A 9,598-nucleotide genomic window follows, 5' to 3' on the forward strand; every position below is an offset into this window, starting at 1 on the left:
CGGACTGCTTCAGGCAAACGCATATACATCCATCGCCAGCACTCCATGCTCGACACTATGGTGCAGCTGCTTGGCATCGCCTCCTGCGCCCATTGCCACCAGCAACGGTTGAAAATGCTCGGGGGTTGGATGGTTTCTGCGAGCTTCGGGAGCGTCCTGCCAGTCAAGTAATGCGTCGCGGTCATTACTAGCCAGTTTGCTATCGACCCAATCTGCGAACTCGCCCACCCAGTCTGGCATAGCGCTGCCCATGGGCATTGTCTCGTACAGATTGTGGGTCAAGCTGCCCGAGCCAATAACTAAAATACCCTCGTCGCGCAGCGTGGCAAGCTTACTACCTAGCTCGGCAAGCTCCTGATTGGACCAGCGTATGGGCAGTGAGACAGACACCACCGGGATATCTGCTTTGGGAAACATAAGCGAAAGCGGTACCCAGGCACCGTGATCGAGCCCACGCTCGACACTCTGGGCACCGAGCAGTGCCGCCAAGCGCTCGGCCAGTTCAGGCTCACCCGGCGCAGGGTACTGGCACTCGAACAGCGCCTGCGGAAAACCACCAAAGTCGTGAATGGTTTCCGGCCAAGCCGTGTTGCTTACCTTGAGCGCAAGGCTCTCCCAATGAGCAGACACTACAACGACTGCCTTGGGTGCCAGCGTTTTGCCCAGCTCGCGCAGAAACTGATGTGCTGGGGTCGGGGTGAGCGCCAGCATCGGGGAGCCGTGGGATATAAACAGGCTAGGTAACATGATGACATCTCCTAACGGTAGCCCCGACGCTCGGGCTGAGCGCCAAGGCAAAGAATAGGGCTTTCAAAAATGGAGCTTTCACAACTAGCGGAAAAAACGACCCAGGCTGAAGCTTCCGCTACCTAATCCTGCTTGAACCAGTAGCGCAACGGTCCAGAACAGCGGGAATTCCCAGCCGCCGCCTTCATTAGAGAACATCCAGCCGTTGCCCAGGTGGATCGACGTGGCGCCCAGCAGGAGCGGTATCATGGCAAGACTAACCCAGCGGGTGTAAATGCCCAGTATGAGCGCTAAGCCGCCGCCCAGCTCTCCCAGAATGGTCAGGTAAGCCAGAAAGCCGGGTAAGCCTAACGATTCGAAGTAACCCACCGTCCCCGGCAGTGTAAAAACGAAGACCTTAAGCAGGCCGTGGGCCAGTGCCATTACGCCAAGCGAAACGCGAAGTAGTGCGATGGCGTGGGGTTGAATATTCGCAGGCGCAGTCATCGCGGAAGAGGGTGCATTCATGAGGATATCTCCATTGGGGAACGATGTTTCAATGAAGACACTTTACGTGGCTATGACTGAGAGATAATCGACGTTTAACGAACATCACTGTTGCGTAATAGGCGACAATCCCATGTCACGCTCCCAGTAGGGTGGGTCGCCCCAGGCAGCCGCCAAATGGTCGATGAAGCGCTCTACTTTGGCAGGTAGAAAGCGCCGGGCTGGGTAAAGCGCATGAATATCCAATATTTTTGGCGCTAGTTCGGTTAAAACCGGGATTAAACGCCCTTCAATAATGCTTTCAGTCACCAAAAAGCTCGGCTGATGAGCGATACCCAGCCCCGCTTCGGCAACGTGGGTTAATACATCACCGTTATTGCTTTCAAGCGGACCGTGAGTGGACAGCGTGGTATTGCCAAAACGCCAGTCGCCAGGGGCCGGGCCATTACGATAATGCAGGCACTGGTGTTGCTTTAAAGCTTCTATATCGGCAGGGACGCCATGTTTAGCAAGGTAGCCAGGCGAGGCGCAAAACAGCATTCGGCAGCGTGTCAGGCGGCGCGCCACCAGGCTTGAGTCCGGCAGGCTGCCGATGCGGATTGCAACGTCGTAGCCCTCTTCGAGAAGATCCACGCGGCGGTCGTTCAAGTCCAGGCGTACCTCCAGGCCAGGATGCTGGGCCATAAAGCTTGCGACCAGAGGAGAAAGGTGGCCTACGCCAAAGCTCATGGGCCCATTGATGCGTAATCGGCCGCGCATCTCAGAAACGCCGCTGCCGACATCGGCGGCGGCTTCATCAAGCGCTTGCACAATTGTCTGTGCATGAGCCAGATAGCGCTCGCCCTCCGCCGTTAAATGCAGGCGCCGCGTGGTGCGCTGAATGAGCCGTACTCCCAGCGTTTCCTCAAGCGCCATGACCAAGCGCGAAACCCGCGTACGGGAAAGATTTAATGCCTCGGCGGCGCGCGTGTAGCTGCCCAGTTCGGCAACTCGCATAAAGGCGACTATCGGCTCAAGCTGATGCATAAAATCGCGTCACTTAAAGGCTGGGCCGGGTAAAAAGGCGAGCAGCCTGATAAGGGGCGGGCTGGCCACAAATAGCTGAAATAACCGCCAGCCCATTTGTACCGGCACGGAAGACCTGCTCGCTATGGTCGGCCTTTAACCCACCGATGGCAACGCTGGGAAGAGGCGAAGCAGCCGCCAGCTGTGCAAGGCCTTCGAACCCGATAGGTAACGCATGGTCACGTTTGCTCTGCGTGGCAAATACCGGGCCCAGCCCCACATAGTCTAAAAGCTCTACCGGGGCCGCTTGAAGCTGCGCAAGCGTGTTAATGGAAAGCCCGATAATAGCGTCTGGCCCCATTGCGGTGCGCGCCTGTTGAGCGGCGGTGTCGCTTTGCCCGACGTGTAGCCCATCCGCACCGCTTTCCAGCGCGACCACCAAGCGGTCATTAATCACCAGCGGCACACCGCTACCGGCCAGGGCGGCCTTGAGGCGTTTAGCCTGCTTAATCATAGCGACATCGCTTGCCTGCTTATCACGCAGCTGAACAAAGCTTACGCCACCCTCGACGGCCTCAACGACCGTGCGCTCAAGGCCATAGGGTTGGCATAAGCGGGCATCCGTCACCAGATAGAGCGAAAGATCAAAGTGCATTTAACCTTTCTCCAGGCCGGTGAACGTATCAAGATCGCTTGGCGTCAGTTGATAAAGCGCATCCAGAAGCGCCACTTGGAAGCTGCCGGGGCCGGTTGCCAGCGCTCCTGCGCGCTCGCCTGCCACGCCAAAGCTTGCCAGTGCCGCCACGGTCGCCACTAACGGTGTTTCAGGCCGGGCGGCGATAAATGCCGCTACGGTGGCGCTCAATGCACAGCCAAGAGTAGTTACACGTGGCATTAACGAATGCCCGCCGGTTAGCCGCCAGTGCTGGGTGCCATCGGTCACGAAGTCATGCTCGCCGGTCATGGCGACAATACAGCCTTGCCGGTTAGCCAGGGTAATAGCGGCGTCACGCGCCTCGTCGATTGACGCCGTGGCATCGACGCCTCGGCCCTGGTGGGTGAGGCCCGTCAGCGCGATAATTTCTGAAGCGTTGCCCCGAATCACGCTGGGTGCCAACGCCAGCAACTGCTGGGAAAGAGTTTGCCGGTAGCATGTGGCACCCACAGCAACCGGATCAAATACCCACGGAATGTTATTTTCCTGCGCTGCCTTCGCCGCCTGCTGCATGCCCTCGGCCCAGGTTGGCGAAGGCGTGCCGATATTAATCGAGAGCGCCCCGGCCAAGCGGGTAAATTCGGCAACTTCCTCGACGGCATGCAGCATGGCGGGGGAGGCGCCTACGGCTAACAGGCAGTTAGCGGTACTGTTCATCGCCACAAAATTGGTAATACAGTGCACCAGCGGTGTCGTGCGTTGCACGGCGAAGAGAGCCTCGCCAAGCGGGAGTGATGTCATAGCCACCTCACAGCGTAGATCGGGTGCGAAACGACACCGCGACTTCCTACGCCGGTATTATCCGGTTCAGGTTCAAAGGGTGCGTCTCAGCTCGATGATCTCAAGCGCCCCTGTCGATAGGGCTACTATCTTAGCCTGGGGAGGAGGTGTAAAGCATCAGTGACGTCTAGAGCAGCTGCCGTCGTTCATACAGTTCTTCAAAACCGTTCTTCACAACCGTTCTTCACTACGGTCTTTTCACGACGATTATTCAAGACAGCCGCAACGCGCTAATAAACCAGATCCAGAGCGTGTTGGCGCAGAATGTTCAGGGTGGTTACTTCAAGCGCTTTCTCATGCGTACCGGATAAAATGACCGGCGGCGCCACTCCCACGTTAGCCGCCTGCTGCCAGCGGCTGGCGCATAAGCACCAGCGATCACCGGGCGATAGGCCGGGAAAGCCAAACTGGGGTTTAGGCGTGCTTAAATCGTTGCCCTGCGCCAGGGAGTAGGCAAGAAACTCCTCTGTCATAATCGCGCAGATGGCATGGATCCCTACATCTTCAGGACCAACACGGCAAAAACCATCGCGGTAAAAGCCCGTTTTGGGTGAATGGCAACAAGGCGTCAGGGGTTCGCCCAGCACATTTAAATCACGCGACATGTCGCCTCCAGAGTGTCAGGGCTAGAATAATGGGTATCCTGCCCACATGGTGTGTAACCACAGTTTCATCAAGCGATGGTTGCGTTTAACTATAGGCTTGTACACTGTGTCAGTTTTGTCAAAGATAACTGCTAAATCGAATCATTTAGCAGCAAAATGCGTAAGGATCCTAAGATGAGTTTTGAAGGCGAGCAGTATCCAGGCGTTGCACCCGTTGCTCCGCAGACCCAGGGTTTTCGTTTAAACCATACAATGCTGCGGGCGAAAGACCCTGAACGGTCGCTGGCTTTTTACTCGCAGGTATTTGGTATGCAGGTACTGCGTCGGCTGGATTTCGAAGAGATGCAGTTTTCGCTCTACTTCTTAGCCAATCTGGAAGCCAGCGATCAGGTGCCGGAAAATACTCAGGCGCGTACCGCCTGGACCTTCAGCCAGAAGGGCCTTTTAGAGCTTACCCATAACTGGGGGACTGAGAGCCAGGAAGACTTTGCCTACCACGATGGCAATGCCGAGCCTCAGGGGTTTGGGCATATCTGCTTTAGTGTGCCGGATTTATCAGCCGCCCAGGCGTGGTTTGACGAGCACGATGTGACATTCGTAAAGCGGGCCGATCAAGGCAAAATGAAAGACGTCGTGTTCGTCAAAGACCCAGACGGCTACTGGATTGAAGTCGTCCAGGCCGACCTAATGGCGGCGTCGGGCGACTAATATGGCACATTTGCTGTTTCGACTGCGTCACGTCACCGATGAAGAAGCCATGGAAATTCGCGCCTTACTCGCCGAGCATCGCTTTGATGTATACGAAACCCAGGCGGGGTTTTTCCGCTTGGGGGTCGATGCTATTTGGCTACGCGATGAACGCCAGCGTGAAGCGGCCGAAACCGCCCTGGCCGCCTATCAGGTAGCGCGCTTTAACCATGCTCAGCGCGAATTACACGAGGCCCAAGCGCAAGGAAACGCGCCAACGCTTTGGCGACGGCTCCTCGAGCACCCCGTGCAAGTCGCGTTAGTGCTCATCGCGGTGGGGCTGATTGTGGCTCTTACGGTAGGCCCTTTTTTAGGCTTACTGCGCGGTTAGCGCCTTTGCCGTTAGGCCGCTGTCAGGTGGCCGCGTTTAAGGTACATCCTGACGCCCTCGCTGCCGGCAGTTAACGCAGGCGTTGCACCCGTCGGGTAGCGGCACCAGGTGCCAGCCGTGTAGTGGTGTGTGCTATCGCTTAGCGTGCCTTCCAGAATAAACAGTTCAAGCCCGCCTTTAAGCGTGGGGTAGGCAATTGAAGTACCCGCCGCCCAATGTTCCAGGCTAATACGTTCCTGCTTGAACGTGTGGAGCATCTTGTAAGCAATGCGAGGCCTTCGGTCGGGCTGCCAGGGTAGCCGGTGGGCCGGTACGGCCAGCTGCAGCGTATCGTTGGGGTCAAACTGATGCAGTTTGACGAAAATCAGCGCGCCTTCATCGCCAATCTGCGGCGTATGGGCGGTACCGATCGGATTGCGCAGGTAGCTTCCCGCCGGGTAACGGCCATGCTCATCGGCGAAAACGCCTTCCAGCACCAATATTTCTTCACCACCGCCATGGGCGTGAGGGGCAAATTGACTATTGGGCGCATAGCGCACCAAGCTGGTGGCACGGGCTACTTCGTCGCCGACCCGGTCCAGCATCATGCGTTCAACGCCCGCACTGGGGGCGTCTACCCACCGGTACTGCTCCGGGGTCACGCTGACAAACTGAGAAAAATCGGCATTCAAGTGCATGATGTTAGCTCGGTAGCGGATGAATCTGCACAGTCTCGATAGATCACCCGGCAATTGCAACCAGCTATTACTAAACAAAGCCCTGACTATTTGCATAGCCAGGGCATATCACTCTTTAAGGAGTGTCCATCAGCGCGGTCAGGATATGATGGGCGGCCTCGATGCGGGCCTGGTTAGGGTAATTGCGATTCGCCAGCATAACGATACCCATCTGCTGGCTGGGTACAAAAGCCACATAGGCACCAAAACCGCCGGTTGAGCCGGTCTTGTTGAACCACACGTCCTGGCTTGCCGGTAGCGGCGGCTGTAAGCGCCTCGCTTCGTTGGCTTCTAAAGCCATCTCAAGCGAATTGCCGGCGCGTAGCTGATCAAGCGTTACCGGATAGGCATATCGCTCCCAGCCCAGGGCTTGGGTCATATCACCCATACTGAAATAGCCCATTTGCGTTGTCTCTAACGTTTCACGCAGCGTCTCGTCCAGTGCTGAACTATCCATGTGGGCTTCAATGAACGTCAGCATGTCTGCCGTATTGGTCTTCACGCCGTAGGCCTGGGCATCCAGCAGGCCTGGGTTTACCCGAACTGCCTCATCGTCTTTCGAGTAACCATAGGCATAGTGTGGCTGCTGTTCTTCCGGTACTTCCAAGTAGCTGTGCTCAAGCCCAAGCGGTGAGAACACATGCTCTTCCATTAACGCCGCATAAGGTTCGCCAAGCCGCTGCGCCGTCAAATAGCCGAACAAACCAATGCTCGGGTTGGAATACTGTCGGTGAGTGCCAGGGGCATAGTCCGGTTGCCAGTGGCGATAGTAGTCGAGCATTTCGTCTTCATCTTGCACGTCATCGGGAAACTGCAAAGGCAGCCCGCCCGCCGTGTAGGTGGCAAGTTCCACAAGGCTTACGTCATCAAAAACGCTGCCTTCAAGTGCCGGCAGGTATTGGCTGGCAGAATCGTTTAACGGCAGCGCACCGCTCGCCTGCGCGTAAGCGCCCAGCGCTGCGGTAAAGGTCTTACTGACCGAACCCAACTCAAACAGGGTGTCGGCTGTTACCGGGGTATTCGCCGCTTGATCGGCGACACCATAGTTAAAGTAATACCGCTTGCCATCAACACTCAGCGCCACGGCCATACCCGGAATACGATGTTCCGCCATTAGCGCCTTTATGGTGTCGTTGACCAGCGCATCTATCTGAGGATTATTCTGCTCATCAGATGCCCAGGAAAATGAGCCGATAAAGAGCGAACCTGCAATAATAAGACCTGTTTTCGCTGCAAATATCCTGTTCATATAAAAAACCTAGTAGTCAGAGGTTAGTGATGAATGGTGTTTTAATGGTCTGGATGGCGAGTAAGTTACGGTTAATGGCGCTGCCTGACAAACAGCGATATTTTGTACGCGCCATTAGAAAAATTAGGGGGTAAAAGAGTGCGTCCTTATTTGCCACTAAAAGCGCTGCGTGCCTTTGAGGTATCGGCTCGCCATTTGAGCTTTACCCGCGCTGCGGAGGAGCTCTGCGTAACCCAGGCCGCCGTTAGCCATCAGGTTAAGCTGCTGGAAAGTCAGCTCAAGGTTCCGCTATTTACCCGCTTGCCCCGCGGATTAATGCTGACCCAGGAGGGCGAGGGGCTGTTGCCGGTATTAAGAGACGCTTTCGATCAGATCACACACACGCTAGAGCAACTAGGCGAGAGTAATTACCGTGAAGTGTTAAACGTAGGCGCAGTGGGTACGTTTGCGGTGGGCTGGCTGTTGCCCCGGCTGGCCGATTTTCAGGAAAAGCACCCCTTTATCGATCTACGTCTTTCCACGCACAACAACCGTACGGACATGGCCGCCGAAGGGCTTGATTTTGCCATTCGCTTTGGCACCGGCGCCTGGCACGGTATTGCCGCGCAACCCTTGCTGCCCGCATCCTTATCCGCGATGTGCACACCGATAATCGCCGCACGGCTTAAAACGCCAGCTGATGTATTAAATGAGACGCTGCTACGCTCCTATCGCGCTGACGAATGGACAGAGTGGCTGCTCGCGGCCGGAGGGCCGGTTAATCTCCCGCTACCTAAAAGCATCGTATTTGATTCATCTATCGCCATGGTGGATGCCGCGCAGCAGGGTATCGGAGTGGCTTTGGCGCCCCCGTTGATGTTTTCAAGGCAGTTGAATAGTGGTGCGTTGGTACAGCCATTTACGACGGCCGTTAGCCTGGGTGGGTACTGGCTTACTCGTCTGCAGTCACGCGAAGAAACCCATGCCATGGCATCTTTTAGGGAGTGGTTGAGCGTAGTATGTTAAGTGTCGTAACCAGCGCCTGAACGGCGCTGGTTATCGGGCGAGCGTTACCAGCCAAAAAGTTTACGCGATGCTTGCAGCGCCTGTTTAGTGGCTATGCTCGCTGTGATCGTGATCGTGATCGTGATCGTGATCGTGATCGTGATCGTGATCGTGTCCTTCGTCAGCCTCATGGTCATCATGACCCGGTTCTGCCAGCGAGTCGTGCAGCGTCTGGGCATTGTGGCGCATCATGCCCAGGTACGTGCTGGCGTCACCCTCAGAAGCCAGGGCATCCGCGTAAAGCGTTCCGGCAATAGGCAGACCCGTCTCTTCCGAGAGCTGTTGAATGACCGCAGGATTGGTCATGTTTTCATGAAACAGCGCTTGGACGTTCTGGTCGTTAATCACATCCACCAGTTCCGCCATGCTGGCGCCGCTGGGCTCTACTTCGGTAGACAGGCCAACCGGCGATAAAAAGTGAATGCCGTAAGCGTTGGAGAAGTAGCCAAACGAATCGTGGCCGGTGATGACGCTGGTGGACGACGGAATCTCACTGATCAGTTCGCGGATTTCAGCGTCAACTTCTGCCATTTCGGCTAGGTAGCTATCGGCGTTAGCCCGGTACTCCTCGGCATTCGCTTCATCGGCTTTAATCAGGCCATCGCGGATGTTGGTGATGTATACCCGCGCTTGCTCCATATCCTGCCAGGCGTGAGGATCAAATTCGCCGTGGTCATGATCGTGTCCGTGATCGTCGTCATGTTCGTTGTCATGTCCGTGATCGTGATCATGCCCGTGATCGTGATCATGCCCGTGGTCGTGGTCATGTTCGTGGTCATGTCCGTGATCGTGATCATGCCCATGATCGTGGCTGTGTCCTGCGTAGGATAGCTTTTCAATACCGTCAGTCGCCGTGACCCGTGGGCCTTTGTAATCGCTTGATTCAATTAGCCGTTCCATCCAGCCTTCAAACAGCAGGCCGTTGAACACTACCAAATCAGCTTCCGCCAGCGCACGTGCATCACCCGGACGGGGAGAGTAGACATGCGAATCACTATCGGCGCCAACCAGCGATGTAACGTCCACATGCTCGCCGCCCACATTCTCGACGATATCGCCAAGAATCGAGAAGCTCGTGACTACCTGAACGCGGTCCGCTGCGATGGCGGCGGGCAGCGCTAGCATCGCGGATACACCGACCAGCAAGCGTGAAGATAACCGTAAAGACATACC

Annotated in this window: 12 protein-coding genes and 1 riboswitch; of the genes, 3 read left to right on the forward strand and 9 right to left on the reverse strand. The window is 56.2% G+C overall.

Features of this window, described 5'->3' with window-relative positions; genetic code table 11:
• Positions 1-9: 9 nt before the first annotated feature.
• From ACT3XD_RS02875 to ACT3XD_RS02900, 6 genes are all read right to left on the reverse strand, one after another.
• Positions 10-747 carry a dioxygenase family protein gene (locus ACT3XD_RS02875; protein WP_192536498.1) on the reverse strand — a complete coding sequence of 246 codons (738 nt, stop codon included), beginning with the start codon at positions 745-747 and terminating at the stop codon, positions 10-12.
• 84 nt (positions 748-831) lie between these two features.
• Complete coding sequence (locus ACT3XD_RS02880; RefSeq protein ID WP_192536499.1) at positions 832-1,254, reverse strand: DoxX family protein; 423 nt, start codon at positions 1,252-1,254, stop codon at positions 832-834.
• Positions 1,255-1,338: 84 nt separating this feature from the next.
• Positions 1,339-2,259, reverse strand: coding sequence for a LysR family transcriptional regulator (locus ACT3XD_RS02885; RefSeq protein WP_192536500.1), 921 nt, complete (start codon positions 2,257-2,259; stop codon positions 1,339-1,341).
• Positions 2,260-2,272: 13 nt separating this feature from the next.
• Positions 2,273-2,893, reverse strand: a complete 621-nt coding sequence (gene thiE / locus ACT3XD_RS02890; RefSeq protein WP_192536501.1) for a thiamine phosphate synthase — start codon at positions 2,891-2,893, stop codon at positions 2,273-2,275.
• Positions 2,894-3,694 carry a hydroxyethylthiazole kinase gene (thiM, locus tag ACT3XD_RS02895; protein ID WP_192536502.1) on the reverse strand — a complete coding sequence of 267 codons (801 nt, stop codon included), beginning with the start codon at positions 3,692-3,694 and terminating at the stop codon, positions 2,894-2,896.
• Between the two features lie 26 nt (positions 3,695-3,720).
• A riboswitch (TPP riboswitch) is annotated at positions 3,721-3,816 on the reverse strand.
• 147 nt (positions 3,817-3,963) lie between these two features.
• Positions 3,964-4,338: a DUF2237 family protein gene (locus ACT3XD_RS02900; protein ID WP_018917709.1), complete on the reverse strand. Its 375-nt coding sequence runs from the start codon at positions 4,336-4,338 to the stop codon at positions 3,964-3,966.
• Positions 4,339-4,512: 174 nt separating this feature from the next.
• On the opposite strand from ACT3XD_RS02900, the gene gloA reads away from it, so the two are divergent.
• Together gloA and ACT3XD_RS02910 are read left to right on the forward strand one after the other, a co-directional pair.
• Positions 4,513-5,046 carry a lactoylglutathione lyase gene (gene gloA / locus ACT3XD_RS02905; protein ID WP_192536503.1) on the forward strand — a complete coding sequence of 178 codons (534 nt, stop codon included), beginning with the start codon at positions 4,513-4,515 and terminating at the stop codon, positions 5,044-5,046.
• A 1-nt stretch (position 5,047) separates the two neighbouring features.
• A complete protein-coding gene (locus ACT3XD_RS02910) occupies positions 5,048-5,416 on the forward strand; it encodes a DUF6164 family protein (RefSeq protein WP_192536504.1) in 369 nt (122 codons plus the stop codon).
• 11 nt (positions 5,417-5,427) lie between these two features.
• Here the strand turns inward: ACT3XD_RS02910 and ACT3XD_RS02915 are convergent, their stop codons facing one another.
• Entirely contained in the window at positions 5,428-6,093 is a 666-nt protein-coding gene (locus ACT3XD_RS02915; protein ID WP_192536505.1) for a cupin domain-containing protein, read from the reverse strand.
• Positions 6,094-6,208: 115 nt separating this feature from the next.
• Positions 6,209-7,381 (reverse strand): class C beta-lactamase, encoded by a 1,173-nt coding sequence (gene ampC, locus ACT3XD_RS02920; RefSeq protein WP_192536506.1) that lies wholly within the window; start codon positions 7,379-7,381, stop codon positions 6,209-6,211.
• A gap of 138 nt (positions 7,382-7,519) precedes the next feature.
• On the opposite strand from ampC, the gene ACT3XD_RS02925 reads away from it, so the two are divergent.
• On the forward strand, positions 7,520-8,386 hold the full coding sequence (locus tag ACT3XD_RS02925; protein ID WP_192536507.1) for a LysR family transcriptional regulator: 867 nt from the start codon (positions 7,520-7,522) through the stop codon (positions 8,384-8,386).
• Between the two features lie 84 nt (positions 8,387-8,470).
• Here ACT3XD_RS02925 and ACT3XD_RS02930 read toward each other — a convergent pair whose 3' ends face one another.
• Complete coding sequence (locus ACT3XD_RS02930; protein WP_192536508.1) at positions 8,471-9,595, reverse strand: metal ABC transporter solute-binding protein, Zn/Mn family; 1,125 nt, start codon at positions 9,593-9,595, stop codon at positions 8,471-8,473.
• Positions 9,596-9,598 lie beyond the last annotated feature (3 nt).

The organism is Halomonas sp. AOP7-B1-5, from assembly GCF_052353045.1.
In the GTDB taxonomy this organism is placed as follows: Bacteria; Pseudomonadota; Gammaproteobacteria; order Pseudomonadales; family Halomonadaceae; genus Vreelandella; species Vreelandella colorata.

Excerpts from the sequence above, each read along its gene's own strand:
- ACT3XD_RS02875 (WP_192536498.1), bottom strand. The coding sequence starts at position 747 with ATGTTACCTAGCCTGTTTATATCCCACGGCTCCCCGATGCTGGCGCTC.
- ACT3XD_RS02880 (WP_192536499.1), bottom strand. The coding sequence starts at position 1,254 with ATGAATGCACCCTCTTCCGCGATGACTGCGCCTGCGAATATTCAACCC.
- ACT3XD_RS02885 (WP_192536500.1), bottom strand. The coding sequence starts at position 2,259 with ATGCATCAGCTTGAGCCGATAGTCGCCTTTATGCGAGTTGCCGAACTG.
- thiE (WP_192536501.1), bottom strand. The coding sequence starts at position 2,893 with ATGCACTTTGATCTTTCGCTCTATCTGGTGACGGATGCCCGCTTATGC.
- thiM (WP_192536502.1), bottom strand. The coding sequence starts at position 3,694 with ATGACATCACTCCCGCTTGGCGAGGCTCTCTTCGCCGTGCAACGCACG.
- ACT3XD_RS02900 (WP_018917709.1), bottom strand. The coding sequence starts at position 4,338 with ATGTCGCGTGATTTAAATGTGCTGGGCGAACCCCTGACGCCTTGTTGC.
- gloA (WP_192536503.1), top strand. The coding sequence starts at position 4,513 with ATGAGTTTTGAAGGCGAGCAGTATCCAGGCGTTGCACCCGTTGCTCCG.
- ACT3XD_RS02910 (WP_192536504.1), top strand. The coding sequence starts at position 5,048 with ATGGCACATTTGCTGTTTCGACTGCGTCACGTCACCGATGAAGAAGCC.
- ACT3XD_RS02915 (WP_192536505.1), bottom strand. The coding sequence starts at position 6,093 with ATGCACTTGAATGCCGATTTTTCTCAGTTTGTCAGCGTGACCCCGGAG.
- ampC (WP_192536506.1), bottom strand. The coding sequence starts at position 7,381 with ATGAACAGGATATTTGCAGCGAAAACAGGTCTTATTATTGCAGGTTCG.
- ACT3XD_RS02930 (WP_192536508.1), bottom strand. The coding sequence starts at position 9,595 with ATGTCTTTACGGTTATCTTCACGCTTGCTGGTCGGTGTATCCGCGATG.